The organism is Arthrobacter sp. JB02-1C (assembly GCF_057748045.1).
The window spans coordinates 1020076-1040450 of the sequence record NZ_CM173235.1; the positions used below are offsets into that span (position 1 = coordinate 1020076).

At 69.3% G+C, this 20375-nt stretch carries 20 protein-coding genes; 4 read left to right on the top strand and 16 right to left on the bottom strand.

All coding sequences use genetic code 11. The features are described 5' to 3' along the window. Window positions 1–83 precede the first annotated feature (83 nt). Genes hpaE through AC3ANP_RS04770 form a run of 3 tightly spaced genes read right to left on the bottom strand, consistent with a single transcriptional unit; the run spans window position 84 to window position 3818 of the window. Entirely contained in the window at window positions 84–1598 is a 1515-nt protein-coding gene (hpaE, locus tag AC3ANP_RS04760) for a 5-carboxymethyl-2-hydroxymuconate semialdehyde dehydrogenase (protein WP_488332193.1), read from the bottom strand. A 17-nt stretch (window positions 1599–1615) separates the two neighbouring features. After that, on the bottom strand, window positions 1616–2305 hold the full coding sequence (locus AC3ANP_RS04765; RefSeq protein ID WP_488332194.1) for a GntR family transcriptional regulator: 690 nt from the start codon (window positions 2303–2305) through the stop codon (window positions 1616–1618). Beyond that, window positions 2298–3818 (bottom strand): fumarylacetoacetate hydrolase family protein, encoded by a 1521-nt coding sequence (locus AC3ANP_RS04770; protein ID WP_488332195.1) that lies wholly within the window; start codon window positions 3816–3818, stop codon window positions 2298–2300. The genes AC3ANP_RS04765 and AC3ANP_RS04770 overlap by 8 nt, the downstream gene beginning before the upstream one ends. Window positions 3819–4109: 291 nt before the next feature. Here AC3ANP_RS04770 and AC3ANP_RS04775 point away from each other — a divergent pair, with 291 nt between their 5' ends. Further along, window positions 4110–5510, top strand: a complete 1401-nt coding sequence (locus AC3ANP_RS04775) for an MFS transporter (protein WP_488332196.1) — start codon at window positions 4110–4112, stop codon at window positions 5508–5510. Window positions 5511–5584: 74 nt separating this feature from the next. After that, on the top strand, window positions 5585–6940 hold the full coding sequence (locus AC3ANP_RS04780) for an FAD-binding oxidoreductase (protein ID WP_488332197.1): 1356 nt from the start codon (window positions 5585–5587) through the stop codon (window positions 6938–6940). On the opposite strand, the gene AC3ANP_RS04785 is transcribed toward AC3ANP_RS04780, so the two are convergent. The 11 genes from AC3ANP_RS04785 to AC3ANP_RS04835 form a co-directional block, all read right to left on the bottom strand. Then, the gene (locus AC3ANP_RS04785; protein ID WP_488332198.1) at window positions 6937–7755 is read right to left on the bottom strand and encodes an IclR family transcriptional regulator domain-containing protein; all 819 of its coding nucleotides are present in this window, start codon (window positions 7753–7755) and stop codon (window positions 6937–6939) included. The two genes, AC3ANP_RS04780 and AC3ANP_RS04785, sit on opposite strands and share 4 nt — an antisense overlap. 1 nt (window position 7756) lies before the next feature. Then, window positions 7757–8422 (bottom strand): 3-oxoacid CoA-transferase subunit B, encoded by a 666-nt coding sequence (locus AC3ANP_RS04790; protein WP_488332199.1) that lies wholly within the window; start codon window positions 8420–8422, stop codon window positions 7757–7759. Window position 8423: 1 nt separating this feature from the next. After that, window positions 8424–9083 (bottom strand): 3-oxoacid CoA-transferase subunit A, encoded by a 660-nt coding sequence (locus AC3ANP_RS04795; protein WP_488332200.1) that lies wholly within the window; start codon window positions 9081–9083, stop codon window positions 8424–8426. 11 nt (window positions 9084–9094) lie between these two features. Beyond that, entirely contained in the window at window positions 9095–10324 is a 1230-nt protein-coding gene (locus AC3ANP_RS04800; protein WP_488332201.1) for a thiolase family protein, read from the bottom strand. A 10-nt stretch (window positions 10325–10334) separates the two neighbouring features. After that, window positions 10335–10871, bottom strand: a complete 537-nt coding sequence (gene pcaC / locus AC3ANP_RS04805; protein ID WP_488332202.1) for a 4-carboxymuconolactone decarboxylase — start codon at window positions 10869–10871, stop codon at window positions 10335–10337. Continuing rightward, entirely contained in the window at window positions 10868–11686 is an 819-nt protein-coding gene (locus AC3ANP_RS04810; RefSeq protein WP_488332203.1) for an alpha/beta fold hydrolase, read from the bottom strand. The genes pcaC and AC3ANP_RS04810 overlap by 4 nt, the downstream gene beginning before the upstream one ends. Next, complete coding sequence (locus AC3ANP_RS04815; RefSeq protein ID WP_488332204.1) at window positions 11667–13181, bottom strand: lyase family protein; 1515 nt, start codon at window positions 13179–13181, stop codon at window positions 11667–11669. The genes AC3ANP_RS04810 and AC3ANP_RS04815 overlap by 20 nt, the downstream gene beginning before the upstream one ends. After that, a complete protein-coding gene (gene pcaG, locus AC3ANP_RS04820; RefSeq protein ID WP_488332205.1) occupies window positions 13178–13804 on the bottom strand; it encodes a protocatechuate 3,4-dioxygenase subunit alpha in 627 nt (208 codons plus the stop codon). The genes AC3ANP_RS04815 and pcaG overlap by 4 nt, the downstream gene beginning before the upstream one ends. Continuing rightward, entirely contained in the window at window positions 13797–14705 is a 909-nt protein-coding gene (gene pcaH, locus AC3ANP_RS04825; RefSeq protein ID WP_488332206.1) for a protocatechuate 3,4-dioxygenase subunit beta, read from the bottom strand. The genes pcaG and pcaH overlap by 8 nt, the downstream gene beginning before the upstream one ends. 399 nt (window positions 14706–15104) lie before the next feature. Next, a complete protein-coding gene (locus tag AC3ANP_RS04830; RefSeq protein ID WP_488332207.1) occupies window positions 15105–15638 on the bottom strand; it encodes a TspO/MBR family protein in 534 nt (177 codons plus the stop codon). A 53-nt stretch (window positions 15639–15691) separates the two neighbouring features. Then, window positions 15692–16765 (bottom strand): ATP-dependent DNA ligase, encoded by a 1074-nt coding sequence (locus AC3ANP_RS04835; protein ID WP_488332208.1) that lies wholly within the window; start codon window positions 16763–16765, stop codon window positions 15692–15694. Between the two features lie 174 nt (window positions 16766–16939). Between AC3ANP_RS04835 and AC3ANP_RS04840 the strand changes: the two genes are divergently transcribed. Beyond that, complete coding sequence (locus tag AC3ANP_RS04840) at window positions 16940–17176, top strand: hypothetical protein (protein WP_488332209.1); 237 nt, start codon at window positions 16940–16942, stop codon at window positions 17174–17176. A gap of 7 nt (window positions 17177–17183) precedes the next feature. Here AC3ANP_RS04840 and AC3ANP_RS04845 read toward each other — a convergent pair whose 3' ends face one another. After that, window positions 17184–17996: an NAD(P)-binding domain-containing protein gene (locus AC3ANP_RS04845; protein WP_488332210.1), complete on the bottom strand. Its 813-nt coding sequence runs from the start codon at window positions 17994–17996 to the stop codon at window positions 17184–17186. Window positions 17997–18054: 58 nt separating this feature from the next. Between AC3ANP_RS04845 and AC3ANP_RS04850 the strand changes: the two genes are divergently transcribed. Continuing rightward, window positions 18055–18750, top strand: a complete 696-nt coding sequence (locus AC3ANP_RS04850; RefSeq protein WP_488332211.1) for a GntR family transcriptional regulator — start codon at window positions 18055–18057, stop codon at window positions 18748–18750. A 22-nt stretch (window positions 18751–18772) separates the two neighbouring features. Here the strand turns inward: AC3ANP_RS04850 and ligM are convergent, their stop codons facing one another. After that, window positions 18773–20185 carry a vanillate/3-O-methylgallate O-demethylase gene (gene ligM / locus AC3ANP_RS04855; protein WP_488332212.1) on the bottom strand — a complete coding sequence of 471 codons (1413 nt, stop codon included), beginning with the start codon at window positions 20183–20185 and terminating at the stop codon, window positions 18773–18775. Window positions 20186–20375: the final 190 nt, after the last annotated feature.

Below are 20375 nucleotides of genomic sequence, written 5' to 3' on the forward strand. Positions count from 1 at the left end.
GGGACGGAGGGCTTGGGGATGACGTTGTGCTGGGACAGTTCAGTGGTCACGGGGTTCTCTCTTCGTCGAAAGGGCGGGGGCGTTTAGGCGCCGAATTTGGGGGTGTGCACGGTGCCGAGCGTGATGTGCACGGCCTGCTGGTCGGTGTAGAAGTCGATGGAGCGGTAACCGCCCTCGTGGCCAAGGCCGGAAGCCTTGACGCCGCCGAAGGGGGTGCGCAGATCTCGGACGTTGTGGCTGTTCAGCCAGACCATGCCGGCCTCGACGTTCTGCGAGAAGTTGTGGGCGCGGGTCAGGTTCTGCGTCCAGATGTACGCGGCGAGCCCGTACTTGGTGTTGTTCGCCAGGGCCAGGGCCTCCTCGTCGGAATCGAACGGGGTGATCGCGACGACCGGTCCGAAGATTTCCTCCTGGAAGATCCGGGCTTCCGGGGCGACGTCGGCGAACACGGTCGGGGCAATGTAGTTGCCTTCGGGCAGGTGCTCGGGCCGTCCCCCGCCGGCCAGCAGCCGGCCTTCGGACTTGCCGATCTCCACGTAGGAGGCCACCTTGTCGTAGTGCTCGGGGTGAACCAGCGCGCCGACCTCGGTCTTGGGGTCATGCGGGTCGCCCACGACGATGTTCTTGGCCCGGGCGGCGTATTTGTCGCAGAATTCCTCGTACACGGCACGCTCCACCAGGATGCGGGAGCCGGCGGTGCAGCGTTCCCCGTTGAGCGAGAACACGCCGAAGAGCGCGGAGTCGATGGCGGCGTCGAGGTCGGCGTCGGCGAACACGACGCACGGGGACTTGCCGCCCAGCTCCATGGACAGGCCCTTGAGGTTGGCCGCGGCGTTGCGGAAGATGGTCTGGCCGGTGGTGGTTTCGCCTGTGAAGGAAATCAGCGGCACGTCCGGGTGCTTGACCAGCGCGTCGCCGGCCTCCTCGCCGAGGCCGTTGACGAGGTTGAAGACGCCGTCCGGCAGGCCGGCGTCCTTGAAGATGGTGGCCCACAGCGACGCGGACAGCGGCGTGAACTCGGCCGGCTTCAGCACCACGGTGTTGCCGGTGGCGAGCGCCGGGGCGAGCTTCCAGGACTCCAGCATGAACGGGGTGTTCCAGGGCGTGATGAGCCCTGCGACGCCGATCGGTTTGCGGTTCACGTAGTTGATCTGCGAGCCGGGGACCTTCATGGCGTCGTCGAACTGGGCCACGATCAGGTCCGCGAAGAAGCGGAAGTTCTCGGCTGCGCGGAGGGCCTGGCCTTTGGCCTGGGTGATCGGCAGGCCGGTGTCGAAGGTTTCGAGCTCGGCCAGGCGCGCCTCCTGGGCCTCGACGGCGTCGGCGATCCGGTTCAGGACGCGGGCGCGTTCCCGCGGCTTCATCTTCGGCCACGGGCCGTTGACGAACGCCTCGCGGGCCGCGGCGACGGCCCGGTCGATGTCCTCGGCCTGGCCCGCGGCGGCGGTGGCGTAGTTGGTGTTGGACACCGGGTCCAGGACATCGAAGGTCTTCCCGCCCACGGAGTCAACGAATTCGCCGTTGATGAAGTGCTGGATGTGGCTGGGAAGGTCCGCCGAAACGTAGTGCGTCCGGGTGGATTCGGAGGTAGACGTCATTGGTGTTTCCTTTGCTACTAGTGCAACGCGGGCGTTGGATGAGGGAGCGAGGGGGCCTGGGCCAGGTAGGCGTCCAGGGTGGCGCTGCGGTGGCGGCGTGCCGCCTTTTCGATCGTGTCCGCGTCGGCGCCGGCTTCGATCAGCCGGAGGATCGCTTCGTGCTCCTCCACCGATTCGTGGGCCCGGGCCGGGACGAAGCGGAAGGTGGAGGACCGCAAGGAACCGAGCCGGTTCCAGCCCCGGTGGACCAGATCCAGGATGTGGGGATTGGGGCAGTGCTCGAACAGGACGCTGTGGAAGTCCTGGTTCAGCCTGGTGAAGCGGACCGGATCGAAGTGCTCCAGGCACTCGCGCATCCGTTCGTTCACGGCCCGGGCCCGGGCCACGTCGGCGGCGCTGATCAGCGGCGCCGAGAGGGCCGTGGCGGCACCTTCGACGATGCTGAGCGTCTGCATTGTGTAGAGGTACTGGACCGGGTCGATGCTGGCGACGGTCGCGCCGACGTTGCGTTCGAACGTGACCAGCCCTTCGGCCTCAAGCCGGCGGATGGCTTCCCGGACCGGGACGGCGCTGACCCCCAGCTCCTCCCCGATCTTGGCAAGCACCAGCCGGTAGCCGGGGGAATAGTCGCCCTCGAGGATATGCGCCTTGATCGCCGAATAGGCGCGCTCGGACTTGCTGCCGGCCACCGCGGCGGCCTCAGTCATGGGACTGGTCCGGTCCGGCAGGGGCCCATTCCAGGTACTTTTCCCGCCATGCTGCGTTGAGCGGGTACAGGCCATCGACGCTGTGGCCCTGCGTCACCATCTCGGCGATGAAGGTCTCTTCGCGCTCCTGGGCGATGGAATCGTCCGCGATCTCTTCGGCGAGGGCCGGCGGGATCACCAGGATGCCGTCGGCGTCGGCGACGATGATGTCCCCCGGCTGCACGGTGGTGCCGCCGCAGGCGATGGTGATGTCCGTGTCCCACGGGATGTGGCGGCGGCCGAGAACGGCGGGGTGCGGGTTGGCGTAGTAGGTGGGCATGTCCATGGCTGCCACGGCCGAGAAGTCGCGGACGCCGCCGTCGGTGATAACGGCTGCGGCGCCGCGGACCTGTGCCCGGAGGGCCAGGATGTCGCCGATGGTGCCGGTGCCCTTCTCGCCGCGGGCCTCCATCACGAGGATTTCACCCTCGTTGACCGAGTCGATGGCCTTCTTCTGGGCGTTGAAACCGCCGCCGTGGGTCTTGAAGAGGTCCTCACGGTTGGGCACGTAGCGCAGCGTCCTGGCCAGCCCCACGATGCGGCGGTCCGGACGGGTGGACGTGAGCCCGTCGATGCTGACGTTGTTCAGGCCGCGCTTGCGCAGCTGGGAGGACAGGGTCGCCGTGCACACGCTTTCCAGCTTCGCCTTCAGCTCCGGGGACAGCGCTGATCCGGCGGCGGCCTGCGCCGGAAGGCCGGCGGCCTCACGGGAACCGTACGCCTCCTCGCGCTGCAGGTCGTCGGTGCGGGGCTGCGCGCCGAATGCCGCGAACGGCGTCGTGCCTTCCTGCACCCGGGTGACCAGCCGGCCCGTGCTCAGCGCCGCGGCGGCGGCCGGCGTCGTGCCGTCACCGATGCTGCTGACTTCAACCTCGACGACGTCGCCCGGTTGTGCGACGGAGGCGCCCGCCGGCGTGCCGGTCAGGATGATGTCCCCCGCTTCCAGGGTGAGCAGCTGGGACAGGTCCGCGACGAGGCGGGCGAAGGGGAACAGCAGGTCCGCGGTGGTGTCATCCTGGACCAGTTCATCGTTGTGCCAGGTGCGGACCCGCAGCCCGGCCGGATCGACGGCGTCGGCAGCGATCAGCCCGGGACCCACCGGCGTGAAACCGTCGCCGCCCTTGGACCGGAGGTTGGAGCCCTTGTCCGCGTAGCGCAGGTCGTAGACGCCGAGGTCGTTGCTGGCCGTGACCCAGGCGACGTGGCTCCAGGCATCGTCGACGGACACCCGGCGGGCCGGCGTGCCGATGATCAGGGCGATCTCGCCTTCGTAGCCAAGCAGTTCGCAGCCGGCGGGCCGCTCCACCGTCGACGGGGCAGCCGACGAGCCGAGAGTCAGTGACGAGGACGGCTTCAGGAAGTAGGAGGGCTGCTCCGGTGTCCGGCCCCGCTGTGATGCCCGGCTGGGGTAGTTGATGTGCACCGCGATGACCTTGCGGGCCGCGGCCAGAATGGCGTCATTGACCTGTTCCAAAGCTTCTCCTCAACCCATACGAAATCGTATACGAAATTATGCATGGCCCGGGAACGTGAGTCAAGTCACCGGCCGCTTCGAGCCGGCCGGGCCTGGCCGCAGGCACCCCCGCAGGCTTCCCGGCGAGCCCTCGCCGCGCCATGACGGGCCGTAACGGGCCGTGGATGCCGCTTGACATGACTTGCATCACAGCTAGACTGGGGCGATCATATACGGTTTCATGTATGACCTGCCTTTCGTGTGCCCCACCCGGCCACCTCGATGTGCCCGGCCCGAAAAAGAAGGATCAGTATGAGCACTCTGTCGCATCCGCAGCGCAGTACGGCGCAGGAGAATCGGCGGGTAGCGTTCGCTACCATCATCGGCACCACCATCGAGTGGTACGACTTCTTCATCTACGCCAATGCGGCGGGCCTGGTCTTCGCCAAGCTTTTCTTCGAGCCGGCCGGGAACGACATCGGCATCCTGCTGGCCTTCGCCTCGGTCGGCCTGAGCTTCCTGTTCCGGCCGCTGGGCGCATTCCTCGCGGGGCACTTCGGTGACCGGCTGGGCCGCCGTGCGATGCTGGTGCTTACCCTTGTCCTGATGGGCACGGCGACCACGCTGATCGGCGTACTGCCCACCTACGAAACCGCCGGCGTGATCGCGCCGATCCTCCTGCTGACGCTGCGGATCCTGCAGGGCGTTTCCGCCGGCGGCGAATGGGGCGGCGCGGTACTGATGGCTGTCGAGCACGCTCCGAATGGCAAGCGGGGGCTCTTTGGCTCGTTCCCGCAGCTCGGTGTCCCGCTGGGCATGATCCTGGCCTCCGGCATCCTGGCTCTGATGTCGGGTGTCGTCTCGCCCGGCGCGGCCTTTGCCGAGTGGGGCTGGCGCATTCCGTTCCTGCTCAGCTTCGTCCTGATCATCGTCGGCTTCATCGTCCGCCGCAGCGTGGAGGAAAGCCCGGTCTTCGAGGAGATTGTGCAGAAGAAGCAGCAGACCCGGGTTCCGATCGTGGAGCTGTTCAAGAAGCACTGGTTGCTGGTGATCCTTGCCGCCCTGGTTTTCGCGGGCAACAACGCTGCCGGCTACATGACCACCGGCGGCTATATCCTCAACTACTCGACCAATCCCAAGGGCCTCGCCATGGACCGCACTGAAGTGCTGCTGGCCGTGACCGCGTCCGCCGTGTCCTGGCTGGTCTTCACACTGGTGGCCGGTTTCCTGGCAGACCGGATTGGACGCAAGAAGACCTACCTGGTGGGCTACGGCTTCCTGATCGCGGCGGTCTTCCCGCTCTTCTGGCTGGTGAACACCGGCAACATCTGGGCGCTCACCGCGGGCCTGCTCCTGCTGACGGTGGGACTCGGCCTGACGTACGGGCCGCAGGCCGCGCTCTACAGCGAGCTGTTCCCGGCCTCCATCCGGTTCTCCGGCGTCGCGATTTCGTACGCGCTGGGCTCCATCCTGGGCGGGGCCTTCGCCCCGACCATCGCCGCCGCCCTGGTGCAGGCGACCGGGACCACGACCTCGGTCTCTGTTTACCTGCTGATCGTCGCGGTGATCTCCGCCGCCGCCGTGCTGATGATCCGGGACCGCCAGGGCATCAACCTGAGCATCAACAACCAGGCCGAGCAGGAAGTGGGAGCCACCATTTTCGACAAGCGCACCGCAGCGGCCCATACCGGCGCCGAGAGCGCCCGGGTCTGATCCCATGATTCATCCGGAGGGCGGGACAGGCGGTGCCGTCCCGCCCTTCGGCGTCGGCAGCAAAGGAAAATGAGATGGACATTGCGGCCCGGCTCCGCGCCGCGCTCCCCGGCAAGGTGACCACCGACGCCGAGGAGCTGGACCAGTACCGGCGGGACCGTTCCGGCCACCTGTCGGGCGGGACGCCCGTGGCAGCGGTGCACGCCGAAAGCATCGAGGACGTCCAGGCCGTGTGCCGGATCGCGTACGCCACCGGCACACCGGTGGTGTCCCGCGGCGCCGGGTCCGGCCTGGCGGGCGGAGGGATCGCCGGCAGCGGCGAGATTGTGCTGTGCCTGGGCTCGATGCGCGGGATCCTGGAAGTCTCGGTGGCCAACCGGCTGGCGGTGGTCCAGCCGGGGATCCTGAACGGCGCGCTGAACGCGGAACTGGCCCGGCACGGGCTGTGGTGGCCGCCGGACCCGGCCAGCAAGGACATATCGACGGTCGGCGGAAATATAGCCATGAACGCCGGCGGCCTGCTGTGTGCCAAGTACGGGGTCACCCGCGAGGCGGTACTCGCGCTCAAGGTGGTCCTCGCCGACGGGCGCCTGATCTCGGTGGGACACCGCACGGTCAAGGGCGTCACCGGTTACGACCTGTGCGCGCTGATGATCGGCTCCGAGGGCACCCTCGGCATCATCGTCGAATGCACGCTGAAGCTGCAGCCGGTGGTCACCGGGCAGCTGGCCACCGTCGGGGCGTTCTTCCCCGGCGTGGCGCAGGCCGCGGACGCAGCCGCCCGGATCACCGCTGCCGGGCTGGTGCCGGCGATCATGGAACTGATGGACCGCCGGACGCTCGAATGCGTCAGCAGCTTCACCGGGCAGGACATGCTCGCGGAGGGCAATTCGTTCCTCCTCGTCCAGTGCGACGGTCCGGCGGCCCTGGCCGACGCCGGCGCGGCGGAGGAGATCATCACGGCGGCCGGCGGTACCGCCCGGACCACCACGGATCCCGAGGAGTCCGCCAGGCTGGTGGGCATCCGCCGGCAGGCGTTCCCGGCACTGGAATCGCTGGGAACGATGCTGGTGGAGGACGTCGCGGTGCCGCGGGACCGGGTCAGCGATGTTTTCCGCAAGGTCCTGGAACTCGAAGACCGGTACGGCATCATGATCCCCACCGCCTGCCATGCCGGTGACGGCAACCTGCACCCGACCTTCGTCTACCAGGGCCAGACGGTACCGGAGAACATCTGGAAGGCCGCCGGCGAGCTGTTCAGCTACGCCCTCGAAGTGGGTGGCACGCTCTCCGGCGAACACGGCATCGGCCTGCTCAAGCGGCAGTGGCTCGGCGACGAACTGGGCGCGGACCAGCTCGACCTCCAGCGCCAGCTCAAGGCCGTCTTCGACCCCAAAGGAATCCTCAACCCCGGGAAAGTCTTCCCCTAGCGTCCGGCCGAGAGGTCCGCGGAAATAAGGTCCGCGGCGGCCATGGCCGCTTCCCGGACCGAATCCAGGTAAGCCGCCGGATCCTGCTGCGCCGTCACGGCCTGGGCCTGCAGGGAGACATTGATGGCGGCCACGACCTTGCCCGGTCCGTCGTGGATGGGGGCTGCCACGGAGGTCAGACCCAGCTCCAGTTCCTGGTCCAGCAGGCACCAGCCCTGCGCCCTGACCTTGTCCAGCTCCGCGAGCAGTTCCTCGCGGGTCCCGATCGCCCGCGGGGTCAGCGGCCGGAGCTCGGCCGCCGCCAGGTATTCGTGCAGCCGGGCGGGCGGGAGCCCGGCCAGCAGGACCCGGCCCATCGAGGTGGCGTAGGCCGGAAACCTGGTGCCCACGGTGATTCCCACAGTCATGATCCGCCGGGTCGCCACCCGGGCGACATAGGTGATGTCCGTGCCGTCCAGGACCGCGGCCGACGTCGACTCCCCCAGTTTGCGCGAGAGCTCCTCCAGGTGCGGCAGCGCGATTTGCGGCAGCGACAGGCCGGAGAGGTAGGCGTAGCCGAGCTGGAGCACCTTGGCGGTCAGCGCGAAGGTCTTGCCGTCGGTGCGGACGTAGTCGAGCTCCACCAGGGTATGCAGGAAACGGCGTGCCGTGGCCCGGGTGAGGCCGGTCCGGGCCGCCACCTCGGACAGGGTCATCAGCGGGTGCTCGGAGTCGAAGCACCGGATGACGGCCAGGCCCCGCGCCAGCGACTGGACATACTGGTCACTGGCCGCGGGAGCCGTGCCTGCCCGTGCCGCCTCGGTTGCTTCGGTCATCTCACGCAGCCCTGAGCGGCACCGGCACCATGGCCTGCAGTTCCGCCAGGGTGCAGCCGAACGTCTCCCGCACCTGGACGCCGTCGGGCCCGGTCAGGAAGACGGCCCGGTCGGTGTAGACCCGGGTGACGCAGCCGATCCCGGTGAGCGGGTAGCTGCAGGTCTCGACCAGTTTGGACACTCCCTCGCGGGTCAGCAGGGTCATCATCACGAAAACGTCCTTGGCGCCGGTGGCCAGGTCCATCGCCCCGCCGACTGCCGGGATCGCGTCCGGGGCGCCGGTGTGCCAGTTGGCCAGGTCCCCGGTCGTGGAGACCTGGAAGGCCCCCAGCACGCAGATGTCGAGGTGGCCGCCGCGCATGATCGCGAACGAGTCGGCGTGGTGGAAGTAGGACGCGCCCGGCAACTCCGTGACCGGGATCTTGCCGGCATTGATCAGGTCGGCGTCGATCTGGTCGCCCGAAGCCTCCGGGCCCATGCCGAGCATCCCGTTTTCGGTGTGCAGGGTGATGTTCTGCTCCGCCTGCAGGTAGTTGGACACCAGCGTGGGCTGGCCGATGCCGAGGTTCACGAACGACCCCGGCTGGATGTCCCGGGCCACCAGGCGGGCGAGGTCGTCGCGGCCGAGCGGTTTGTCGGAGGTCTGGATACTCGTCTCGAGGCTCATTTCAGGCCACCTTCACGATGCTGTTGACGTAGATGCCGGGGGTGACAATGACCTCCGGGTCCAGGCCGCCCGTCGGAACGAGCTCGGAAACCTGGGCGATGGTGTGCTTCGCGGCCGCTGCCATGATGGGCCCGAAGTTGCGGGCCGTCTTGCGGTAGACGAGGTTGCCCTTGCCGTCCGCCTTCAGCGCCTTGATCAACGCGACGTCGGCATGGATCGGGGTCTCGAAGACCTGCCATTTGCCGTCCAGCAGGCGGGTTTCCTTGCCCTCGGCCAGGGTGGTGCCGTAGCCCGTGGGGGTGAAGAACCCGCCGATTCCGGCACCCGCGGCGCGGATCCGCTCGGCCAGGTTGCCTTGCGGGACCAGTTCCAGTTCGATCTCGCCGGCCCGGAACTTCGCGTCGAAATGCCAGGAATCGGATTGCCGCGGGAAGGAACAGATCATTTTCCTGACCCGGCCTTCCTTGATCAGCAGCGCCAGCCCCTGATCGCCCTGGCCGGCGTTGTTGTTGACCACGGTCAGGTCCGTGGCTCCGCAGTCCATCAGTGCATCGATGAGTTCGAACGGCTGCCCGGCATTGCCGAAGCCTCCGATCATGACGGTGGCGCCGTCCCGGATGCCGGCGACGGCTTCGCCGACGGTGTCAATGAAATTCAGCATGTTCTGGGCCCTTACTTTTCTGCCGGCAGGTGGTGCGGCAGCTCGTGCCGGGGGACGGTGGTGACGTTTTCGAGGACGACGGCCAGTCCCTGGCCGACGCCGATGCAGATCGCGGCGACGCCCCAGCGTTCCCCGGAGGCCTGCAGGGACCGGGCCAGCGTGCCGAGGATGCGGCCGCCGGAGGCGCCCAGCGGGTGGCCCATGGCGATCGCGCCGCCGTGCCGGTTCACGATGCCCGGGTCGATGCCCCAGGCCTGGATGCAGGCCAGGGACTGTGCGGCGAAGGCTTCATTGAGTTCGACGGCGCCGACCTGGTCCCAGCCGATCCCGGCTTTGGCGAGGGCCTTGTTCGCGGCCTCCACCGGGGCGAAGCCGAAGTACTGCGGGTCGTTCGCGTGCGCGCCACGCCCGGCGATCCGGGCGAGCGGGTCCAGGCCGAGGATTCCGGCGGCGGCCTCGGACCCAAGCCAGGCCGCGGACGCTCCGTCGGACAGCGGCGAGGCGTTCCCTGCGGTGACGGTGCCGTTCTCCGCCCGGAACACGGTTTTCAGCCCGGCAAGCTTTTGCGCGGAGGAACCTGGCCGGATGCCCTCGTCGCGGACCAGGTCCGTGCCCGGGACAGCGGTGACGAGGTTGTCGTAGAAGCCCTCGTCCCAGGCGGCCGCGGCAAGGTTGTGCGAATTGGCCGAGAACTCGTCCTGCTCCTCGCGGCCCACACCGTATTTCTCGCGCAGCCTTTCGGTGGCCTCGCCAAGGGACACGGTCCAATCCGGCCGCATGGCCTTGTTCACCAGCCGCCAGCCCAGCGTCGTGGAGACCAGGGACATGTCGCCGGCCGGGTACGGCTTCTCGGTCTTGGGCAGCACCCACGGCGCGCGGGACATGGATTCGACCCCGCCGACCAGCATCAGGTCCGCGTCGCCGGTATTGATCTGCCGGGACGCGATGATCGCCGCGTCCAGGGATGAGCCGCAGAGCCGGTTGACGGTGGTGCCCGGGATCGAGACCGGCAGCCCGGCCAGCAGGGCGCCCATCCGGGCAACGTTGCGGTTTTCCTCGCCCGCGCCGTTGGCGTTGCCGAACACGACCTCGTCAATGCGGCCGGCGTCGAGGCCCGGGGCGCGCTTCACGGCTTCGCCGATCACGTGCGCGGCGAGGTCGTCCGGCCGGACGGCGGCAAGGCCGCCGCCGAATTTGCCGAACGGGGTCCGTACGGCGTCGTACACAAAAGCCTGGTTCATCACGTGTCCCTTAGTTAGCGTCTGGTGGGGCCGGGGTGTCCGCAGCCGCCTCGTCCCTGGCAGCGTTGTCCCTTGCAGTGTTGTCCATTTCAGTGTTGTCCATTGCAGTGTTGTCCATTTCATGGAGAACCTGCTGGGCGGTCTTGAAAGCGGTGTTGGCGGAGGGGACGCCACAGTAGATGGCGGTCTGCAGCAGGATTTCCTTGATCTCGTCCCGGCTCAGGCCGTTGTTGATCGCGGCACGGATGTGCATCGCCAGCTCCTCCCAATGGCCGTGCGCCACCATCGCGGTGATCGTGACGGCGGAGCGCATCTGCCGGCTGATGCCGGGCCGGGTCCAGATCCCGCCCCAGGCGATGCGGGTGATCATGTCCTGGAAGTCCTCGGTAAAGGAGTCCGTGTTGGCGTTGGCCCGGTCCACGTGCGCGGCGCCCAGGACTTCGCGGCGGACCTTCATGCCGCCGTCGTAGATGTCCTGGCTGGTGGCGTCCGGCCGGACCACGCCGCCCCGCCCGCCGGTGCCGCCGTCGCGCCCGGGGCCGGTCACTGTGCCGCTCCGGCGGATTCGGTCCAGGTGATCAGGCTGCGCAGCAGCCCGGCCACGTGGCCCGGCGCCTCGAAGGGGGCCAGGTGCGCGACGCCGGCCAGGGTGGCCGCGTTCGCGGTGCCCCCGCCGGCGGTGATGCCGTCCGCGATTTCCGCCGCGAGCGACGGCGGGGCGACGGCGTCCTCCGCCCCGGCCAGTGCCTGGGTGGGGACCCGGATGCTGCCGAGTTCGTTCCGCACGTCGAACCCCGCGAGGGCCTCGCAGCAGAAGGCATAGCTGAAGCGGTCCGCGTCGCGCAGGGTGTGCAGCAGCCGGCTGCTCCGGTCCGGCTCACGTTCCATGAAGCCCGGCGCGAACCAGCGCTGGGCGGAGCCCTCGATCATCACCGGGGTGCCCTGGCTGCGGACCGTCTCAGCCCGTTCCAGCCAGCCTTCCGGCGTTCCGATCTTCGCGCCAGAGCACTGGACCGAGAGGCTCTTGAGCCGTTCGCCGTGCTTGATGCCCAGCTGCAGCCCGGTGGCGCCGCCGAGGGAGACGCCGGCGTAGTGGAACCGTGCGCCGGGGGCAATCGTGTCGACCAGGTCAACGACGGCGTCGGCCAGTTCCGCCACCGTGAACGCTTCCGCGGCGGCCGGGGAGATGCCGTGGCCGGGCAGGTCCCAGGCGACGACGTCGATGTCGTCGCCCAGCAGGGCCCCGGCCTGGCTCCAGAGCAGGGTCGATGTTCCCAGGGATGGGCCGGCCACGAGCAGGGGCTTTTCGCCAAGCTCGCGGACCGGCGAGAGGAGGACGGCTTTAAGGCTGGGTCTGGCCACGGTGGGCTCCGTTCGGTGCGGCGGATTCAATCGGTTCGGTTGGTTCAATCGGTGCGGTTGGTTCGGGGACGGGCCGCGCAAAGTCCGGCCACGCCGCCAGGATCCGCGCGGAGATCTCGCCGGCCTGGCCCAGGTAGTTGGCCGGGTCCAGCAGCTCCTCCATCCGTGCGTCCGGCAGGACTTCGGCCGGAACCGCCGCGCGGAGCAGCCTCCGGTAGGCGGCCGGCTGTTCATCGGCCGGCGCCTGCAGCGTCTTGTCCACCACGTCCTGCAGTTGGCCGCGGCCGTCCGGCCCCAGCAACGGGCCGACGGCGGCATTCACCGCCTCGGACAGCAGCAATGGACCGGACAGGTCGAGGTTCCGCCGCATGGCCTGCGGAAAGACCTGCAGGCCCTCGCAAAGTTCGCGGAGCTGCCCGGCGGCTCCGAGGGCCAGCCGGAGCAGGGAGCGCAAGGCCGGCCATTCGGTGTGCCACGCGCCGTCGGCACGCTCGTCATTGAAGCTGGCGGCGGCCAGGTGCAGCTGCGCCGCGAGGGCCGGTGCCTGCAGCGCGGCGCTGCGCACCAGCACCGAGAGCACCGGGTTCTGCTTGTGCGGCATGGCCGAGGAGCCGCCCCGGCCGGCGGCCCGCGGCTCGGCCACTTCGGCCACCTCGGGCCGGCTCAGGAACAGGACGTCGGCGGCGATCTTGCCGGCGGCGTCCGTCACGGCTGCCAGCGCGTCGCCCAGCGCGGTGACCGCCAGGCGGTTGGTGTGCCACGGCGCGGGGACGGCTGCCAGTCCGAGCTCGGCGGCGAGCCGGTCCGCCAGGTCCAGCGGCGTCAGCCCGGAGCCGGCGGTCAGCACGGTGCCGGCCGCCAGCGTTCCGGCGGCCCCGCCGGTCTGCACCGGAAAGGCCAGGCCTGCGAGCCGGTCGGCGGCTGCGGCGAGCCCGGCAAACCATTGCGCCGCCCTGAGCCCGAAGGTGAACGGCAGGGAGTGCTGGGTCAGGCTGCGGCCCACGCAGAGGGTCTGCCGGTGCCGTTCGGCCAGGGTCGCAAGGGCCGACGTCGCGCCGGCAACGTCAGCCAGCAACTCACGGACGGCGCCGGCCGCCAGCAGCATCAGGGCCGAATCCAGCACGTCCTGGCTGGTCAGGGAGGTGTGCACGGCCCCGGCCGCGCCGATGCCGGCCGTATCCAGGGCCTTCACCTGCGCGCGGAGATCTGCCAGCAGCGGGATCACCGGGTTTCCGCCGCCCTGGGCGCGGACGGCGATGCCGGCGACGTCGTAGCGGTCGGCGTCGGCGGCGACCGCCACCAGGTCCGCGGCTCCGGCCGGGGCGAACGAGGAGTCCTCCAGGACCCGCGCCCAGCCGGCTTCGACCCGCAGGATAGTGGCCAGCACTGCCCGGTCCCCGGTCAGCGCCGCCACCCGCGGCGACGCCGAAACCGGGCTCAGCAGACCGACGTCGCCGTCCCGGCCGGCGCCGCCGTGGGTTGGTGCGCCGGTCACGAGGAGGCGTCCCCGCTGCGGCTTGCGTCGTCCCCGGCGTCGTCCCCGGCACCGGCGCCGTGGAAGTCGAGGAACACCGTCTCCCCGTCGCCCTGCAGGCGGATGTCCCAGGTCAGGCCGCCGTCCGGGTCGCGCCGGCCGATCAGGGTCTGGCGGCGCTCCGGCTCCAGCGCGGACAGCAGCGGGTCGGCCGCGAGGGCTTCCTCGTTTTCCGGCAGGTAGACCCGGGTGAACAGCCGGTTCATCAAACCGCGGGCGAAGACCACGACGGCGATGAACGGCGCCGCACCGGGCGCGGTGGGGCCGGGGTTGACGGTGGTGAACGTGAACTGGCCGGTGTTGCCCACGGCGCAGCGGCCGAAGCCGGTGAAGGTGTAGCCGTCGCGGACCAGGGACCCGGGGCGCTGCGGGACCTGGCCCTCGGCGTCCGCCTGCCAGATCTCCAGGATGGCGTCCGGGACCGGGTGGCCGGCGCCGTCGTACACCGTGCCCTGCAGCCGGATCGATCCGGCCGAACCGGGGGCCAGCAGTTCCCGGTCCTTGGCATACGGCAGGGCGTAGCCGTAGAAGGGGCCCACGGTCTGCCCGGGGGTGGGGATCAAGTTGTTCGCGGTCTTATTCATGCTCGTCGCCTTCCGCACCCAGTGCCTCGTTTTCGGTCCAGGTCCGCTTCGACCCGGTCAGGACGATGTCCCAGTTATAGGCCAGCGCCCACTCCGGCTGGGTCTGCTCGTGGTTGTAGGTGGCGACCAGCCGGTCACGGGCGTCCTGGTCGACGATCGACTGGTAGATCGGGTCCAGGGCGAAGAGCGGATCGCCGGGGAAGTACATCTGGGTGACGATGCGCTGGGTGAATTCGCGCCCGAAGAGGGAGAAGTGGATGTGAGCCGGCCGCCAGGCGTTCAGGTGGTTCTTCCACGGGTACGCGCCGGGTTTGATCGTGGTGAAGCTGTAGGACCCGTCCGGCCCGGTGATGCAGCGGCCGACGCCGGTGAAGTTCGGGTCCAGCGGGGCCGGGTGCTGGTCCCGCTTGTGGATGTAGCGGCCCGAGGAGTTGGCCTGCCAGATTTCCACCAGCTGGCCCGCCACGGCACGGCCGTCACCGTCGAGCACGCGGCCCGAGACGAGGATCCGCTCACCGAGGGGTTCGCCGCTGTGCTGGATGGTGAGGTCCGACTCAAGCGCGTGCACGTCCAGGTGGCCGAAGGCCGGCGAATACAGCTCGATGGTTTCCGGGTCCGCGTGCTGCAGGCTCTTGGTCGGGTGCCGCAGGATGCTGCTGCGGTAGGGGGCGTAGTCCAGCCGCGGCTGGGTCTCGGCCGGTGCGCCGTTCTGCCGCGCCTGCGCATAGGCCTCGCCGAGGGCTTTCATCTCGTCGCTGAGAATCTGCTGCGACTCCGCGGCGCTGTCCAGTGCCGGGACGGTCTTTGCCGCGGCCTCGGTCGGGGCCTCCGGCGCCGCGTCGGACACATCCTCGGTGATCGGGTCCGCGTTGAATATCTCAAGGTTGATGTCTTCAGGCACGGCAGCCTCCTTTCGGTGGGTGGGTGGTGGTCCTGGCCGGTCCGGTCAGGCGGTGAGTTTGAGCTGGTGCAGTTGGTCGTACTGGACAGCATGCCGGACGGGGGCGTTGGGCGCACCATACCCCGCCAGCCCCACGAGGAAGGACTCCACTCGATTGCTCATCCGTCTGGCTCCTTAGACAACTGCACTCGGCGACCCGCAGCGCGCGGCAGGTCGGTGATGCGGATTACACTACCGTAGGTGTTCATATATTGCACTAGTGTTCATATTGCGAACACCGGCGAGCCGGCCGGTTGCACTCCTGCCCGGTTACCTCGGCGAAAGCCCGGTCTCTTCACGGAACACGCCGGACTTTCCGCGTGTCGGCACGATGCTGACGGATCCAACCGGGCGGGAGCGTCAGCTGCGCCGCCGACTGCTGGTCCGGCCGGGAGGATGCCCGGGGTTCAGCTGCGCAATGGCCGTCGACAGGGCAGTGGCGAATCCGCACCAGGCGGCATACGGGGCCAGCGCCACGCCGGCGCGCCGGTTCAAGCGATACGTCCGCCGCACCAAGTCCGCACTGCTCGCCGCCAGCACGGCACACTCGGCCGCCGCCAGCCAGGGCTGGCGCGAACGCCAGAAGAGCCAGCTCCAGCCGGCGTTGAGCACCAGGTTCGCAGCGAAGGCGGCTTGAAACGCGCGGATCTCGCGTCGCCGGTCTTGGCTCGCCGGGGCCGCGCCGGCAGCCGCACTGTCCAGCGCGACCGCAGAACTCACGGCAAGGTCGGCGTAGAGCGCGGTCCAGACGACGGGGAAGGCCAGCGCGGGGGGCTGCCAGGCCGGCTTGTGCAGCCGCTGGTACCAGCGGCTTTCCGGATCTGTGGCCAGGCTTCCTGCCGCCGCCGTTACCGCACTTGCCGCCGCCGTGGCCGCGATTGTCATCAGTTTCATCGTCGGTCCTCTCTTCGAATGGTGCCCGCCACCCGGGATGGCGGGCGGCCCGGCTAACGGCCGGCGCCCAGCACCTCGGCCAGGTCATAGCGGACCGGCTCTTCGAGCTGCGCGTAGGTGCAGGACTGCGGGTCCCGGTCCGGCCGCCAGCGGACGAACTGGGTGGTGTGCCGGAACCGCTCGCCCTCCATGTGGTCGTACTTCACTTCCAGCACACGCTCCGGGCGCAACGGAGTGAAACTCAGGTCCTTGCCCCCGCTCCAGCGGCTGCCCTCGGCATTGCGCGGCGTCCTGGACCCTTCCTCCTGCTTCGCCCAGGCCCAGGGATGGGTGTCGAAGCCGGTGACCAGCGGCTGGAGTTCCTCGAACAGCTCCTTGCGGCGCTGCATCGGAAAGGCACCCACCACGCCCACGCTGGCGAGTACGCCGTCGTCGTTGTAGAGCCCCAGCAGCAGCGAACCGATCCGGTCCGGGCCGGAGGTGTGCACCCGGTAGCCGGCCAGGACGCAGTCCGCGGTCCGTTCATGCTTGACCTTGAACATGGTGCGCTTGTCCGGCTGGTAGCTGGAGGCCAGGGCCTTGGCCACGATCCCGTCCAGTCCGGCACCTTCGAACTGGTGGAACCACCGCTGCGCGCTGTCCCGGTCCCTGGTTGCCGCGGTCAGGTGCACCGGCGCCGACGCGCCCGCGAGCACCCGCTCCAGGGCCGCGCGGCGCTCTTCGAACGGCTTTCCGGTCAGGTCCTCATCGCCGAGGGCCAGCAGGTCGAAGGCAACGAAGCTGGCGGGGGTCTGCTCGGCCAGCAGCCGGACCCTGCTGGCGGCCGGGTGGATCCGCTGCTGGAGCCCGTCGAAGTCCAGGCGGTCCCCCGCGGCGCCCACCAGGATGATCTCGCCGTCCACCACACAACGGGGCGGGAGGTTCAGCTTCAGCGCCTCCACAAGCTCCGGGAAGTAGCGCGTCAGCGGTTTGCCGTTGCGGCTGCCGATTTCGACGTCTTCGCCATCCCGGAAAATGATGGACCGGAAGCCGTCCCATTTGGGTTCAAAACTCATCGGCCCGTCCGGCAGGGAACTGACGGCTTTGGCAAGCATCGGCGCGACCGGGGGCATCAGGGGCAGTTGCATAGGCCCCATTCTGGCGTGGGACACCGCCCGAGTCGATCCCCGGGTCCGCACCGGTCCACCGGCGCGGAACGTCTAACGCGCCGCTTACCGGCCCGAAACGTGGCGGCAACACGTGCCCGGCACACTGGAGAAGCCGGCAGACGCCGGCGCCAGCTCCAGCCCCCGGAGGCCGCCATGTTCACGGACGCCAGACCGCATCCGACCCGGGTCCGCGCGCTCGAGGAGCTGCACCGCGGCGACGAGATCGAAGCGAGGCTGCGGGTTGGACCGGATGCCGACGATGTGGTGATCCGCCGCGGCAGCGTGCAGGAAACCGCTCCCGGCCTTGGCGTCGTCTGGATTTTGGACCGGCAAACCGGTACCCGCAAGGCAGTCAACACGGACGAGTGCAGCGTCTGGCGGGTGGCCTAGGCCCAGGTCAGGCCGGACCGGAGACCGCAAGCGCATGCAGCCACTGGATCGCCCCGTCGGTCATCGGGTGGGATGCGCCGAGGCTTTCCAGGAAGGCGCGGGCATCGGACATCTCGGCCTCCCGGCGCCCGGCGTGCAGCGCGGCGCCCGCCAGGAGGCGGTCCACCAGGTCGTGGCCGGCGGGGCCAAGCTCCGAGGCGATCTGGTCGACGATCCAGTCCTCGGCGCCCACTGCCCGGGCGGCAGCGACGGATTCCAGGACGGTGGCGGCAAGCCCCTTCATGAAGACGCTGCGCAGCAGCTTCAGCCCGGCCGCCACTCCGGCTTCGGCGCCCACGTTGCGCGCCGGAATCGCCCATCCGGCCAGGACGGGCAGCAGTGCGGCGGCGCCGGTGCCGCTGAGCGCCAGCGGCGTCCGGATCCGCGCCCGGGGAACCGGCGCCAGGACGGCGACATCAACGAACGCGATGCCAGATTGCCCGGCGTCCTCCGCCAGCCGGCGCTTCTCTTCGGGCCCGGCGGTGTTCAGGTCGGCGAAGACGGCTGCCGGCTCCAGGGCGGGCAGGGCCTCGGCGAGGACCACCTGCGCGGCCCGGCCGCCCACCAGGGACAGGACCAGGCCCGCGCCGCGGACCGCGTCGGCAATGCTGCCGGCGAGCGTGACTCCGGCCGGGGCGCCTTCAACGGCGGGGTCCGCCGCCGTCACGGTCAGGCCGAGCCCGGCAAGGTCTTCGGCATAAATGCTGCCCGCCTCCCCCAGGCCCAGGACGGCCACGCGGCGGCGCAAACCCGCTTCCGATGCTCCTAAGATTGTAGACAAAATGGTGTCCCGCATCGGGGCTCCTTCCGTGACGGTCGCTTTTGGGAGTTGAGTGCACATGTCGTCAGCAGTTGGTGGTCCAGCCGAGGAGGCCGGAGCGGGTGCCGCCGTCGATGCCCGGGTCGCGGACGTCATCCGGGAGGCCATCATCCGCGGCGAGTACGCCCCGAACCAGCGGCTCATCGAGGCCGACCTCAGCGCAGCGTTCTCGGCCAGCCGCGCCACGGTCCGCACTGCGCTGCTCGAACTGGCGGGCGAGGGACTGGTCGAGCGGCTGCCGAACCGCGGTTCGCGGGTACGGGCCATCTCGGTGGAGGAGGCGATCGAGATTCTGGAGGTGCGGATCGGCGTCGAAGGCCTGTGCGCGGCCAAGACGGCCGCCGGCATTTCGGACGAGGACGCCGCCGCCCTGATACGCCTCCGGGCGCGGATGATCGAGTCGGTCGCGGAAGGTGACCTGGTCGAATACTCGCGCCTGCACCTGTCCCTGGACCACCGGATCCGTGAACTGAGTCATCACGCCACCGCCTCGGAGATTCTGGCCCGGCTGCACGCCCAGAGCGTGCGGCACCAGTTCAAGTTGTCGTCCCGGCCGCAGCGGGCCAAGGTCTCGGTCTGGGAGCACGCCGCGATCATCGACGCCGTCGTCGCCCGGGACCCCGGCGCCGCCGAGCAGGCGGTGCGCAGCCACCTGCTCAGCGTCATCGAGGCCCTTCGCCAGGTCTCCTCGCCAGAGCCGGCGCCGGCCGGCTGAGCGCCCCCGCCGGCCGCGCTGGTCAGCGGGCGGCGGCACCCGAGGTCCGCCAGCCGCCGTGGTAGTCGGTGCGGGCCGTGACGGCGTAGGGCACCGGGCTGACGACGGCGCGCACACTGAACTGCTCGTGCGGTTCCACCGTGGTCTTGCGGGAACCGCCGTCGGGCTCGCCCCAGATCACGCGCACCTCGGTGCCGACGTCCACATTCGGGTCCACGGTGGCCAGGGACAAGCCGCGCCGCTCGTTGGCCGTGACCCCGGTAAAGAGCGAGAGGCCGACGGCGGCACCGTCGGCGTCCACGACGGAGTCGTAGTTCGACGAGCCGTAGTTCGCGTTGGGCACGTCGAAGAACTGGTAGCCGGGAGTGTCCCGGTCCAGGAAGGAGGCCCAGATCTTTGCCAGGTCCTCGTCGTTCCAGGCCAGCGTCACTTTTTTGCGCTGCCGGGCGGGGTCGACCTGCTCCAGCGCGTCCCGGCCAATGAAGTCGTGGTCAAACTTCACGAACGACCCGTAGCCGAGCTCCCAGGGCGTGAGGTAATAGTCCTCGATGTTGCCGGAGACAAACGAGCCGGCGAGTGCGTTGGTCGCCTCGTAACTCGCGGCCGGCAGCCATTCCCGGTAGGCGCGCTCGGCGTCACTGCTGTAAATCGCCGGCAGCGGGGACGGGATCCAGCCGGACTCCAGGGTGTTGGAGGAGTAGGCGCGTGAACCACAGGGTTCGATGCCGAATTCGGCGCCGGCGTCGAGCACGGCGTCGCGGATCTTCCCGTGCTGTTCGTAGGGTCCCCAGATCTCCAGTCCCGGGGCTCCTGCCATGCCGTGCCGCAGGGTGCGCACCTGCTCCCCGGCGATGCCCAGCCGGCCCAAGTGGAAGAATTTCACCTGCTCCAGGGATCCGCCGTTGAGCTTTTCGATGATCTGCCAGGCGTTCGGGCCCTGGATCTGGAAGCGGAAGTACTCGCGCCGGACCGCCTGGCCGTAGGGACGCGACGGCGAGCGGTCGTCGTAGACGCACTCGACGTCGTACCCGCCGGTCTCGGCGTGGAACTGGAGCCAGTTCGCTGCGGGGGCCCGGCCCACGTAGACGAACTCGTGCTCGGCGAGGTGGAACAGGATGCCGTCGCCGATCACCCCGCCGTTCGACGCCGCCGGGACGAACTGCTTGGCCGTGTTCACCGGGAAGTTCGCGAAACTGTTAATACCGGTGTCCGAAAGGAGCCGGAGCGCGTCCGGGCCCTTCAGGAAGAAGTTCACCATGTGGTGGGACTGGTCGTAGAGCACGGCGGTTTCCCGCCAGGCGCGCTGTTCGCGCCGCCAGTTGGTGAACTCGGCGGGGACCACCGGGTAAATGTAGGTCCCGAGCTGGGAGTTGCGGAGCAGTTCGACAGTGTTGCCTGCCGCGTCGAGCACATCCTGCAGGGACTTCGGGGCCATGAGCTGTTCTCCTTCGGTAGTCGGTCGGTGCCTCTCCCGCGCTGACAGGCGGCGCGGTAGCTTTCGCGGGCGAAACGCCCGGCCACCGGGAACAGGACCCGATTGCTAACAAAATTGTATTAGATGTCTTGACCGGTGTGCCAGAGCATGGTTGTCTGGCACTGAGCCCGGCTCAAGGAGTGCAGTGGTG

Excerpts from the sequence above, each read along its gene's own strand:
- hpaE (WP_488332193.1), bottom strand. The coding sequence starts at position 1,598 with ATGACGTCTACCTCCGAATCCACCCGGACGCACTACGTTTCGGCGGAC.
- AC3ANP_RS04765 (WP_488332194.1), bottom strand. The coding sequence starts at position 2,305 with ATGACTGAGGCCGCCGCGGTGGCCGGCAGCAAGTCCGAGCGCGCCTAT.
- AC3ANP_RS04775 (WP_488332196.1), top strand. The coding sequence starts at position 4,110 with ATGAGCACTCTGTCGCATCCGCAGCGCAGTACGGCGCAGGAGAATCGG.
- AC3ANP_RS04780 (WP_488332197.1), top strand. The coding sequence starts at position 5,585 with ATGGACATTGCGGCCCGGCTCCGCGCCGCGCTCCCCGGCAAGGTGACC.
- AC3ANP_RS04785 (WP_488332198.1), bottom strand. The coding sequence starts at position 7,755 with ATGACCGAAGCAACCGAGGCGGCACGGGCAGGCACGGCTCCCGCGGCC.
- AC3ANP_RS04790 (WP_488332199.1), bottom strand. The coding sequence starts at position 8,422 with ATGAGCCTCGAGACGAGTATCCAGACCTCCGACAAACCGCTCGGCCGC.
- AC3ANP_RS04795 (WP_488332200.1), bottom strand. The coding sequence starts at position 9,083 with ATGCTGAATTTCATTGACACCGTCGGCGAAGCCGTCGCCGGCATCCGG.
- AC3ANP_RS04800 (WP_488332201.1), bottom strand. The coding sequence starts at position 10,324 with ATGAACCAGGCTTTTGTGTACGACGCCGTACGGACCCCGTTCGGCAAA.
- pcaG (WP_488332205.1), bottom strand. The coding sequence starts at position 13,804 with ATGAATAAGACCGCGAACAACTTGATCCCCACCCCCGGGCAGACCGTG.
- AC3ANP_RS04830 (WP_488332207.1), bottom strand. The coding sequence starts at position 15,638 with ATGAAACTGATGACAATCGCGGCCACGGCGGCGGCAAGTGCGGTAACG.
- AC3ANP_RS04835 (WP_488332208.1), bottom strand. The coding sequence starts at position 16,765 with ATGCAACTGCCCCTGATGCCCCCGGTCGCGCCGATGCTTGCCAAAGCC.
- AC3ANP_RS04840 (WP_488332209.1), top strand. The coding sequence starts at position 16,940 with ATGTTCACGGACGCCAGACCGCATCCGACCCGGGTCCGCGCGCTCGAG.
- AC3ANP_RS04850 (WP_488332211.1), top strand. The coding sequence starts at position 18,055 with ATGTCGTCAGCAGTTGGTGGTCCAGCCGAGGAGGCCGGAGCGGGTGCC.
- ligM (WP_488332212.1), bottom strand. The coding sequence starts at position 20,185 with ATGGCCCCGAAGTCCCTGCAGGATGTGCTCGACGCGGCAGGCAACACT.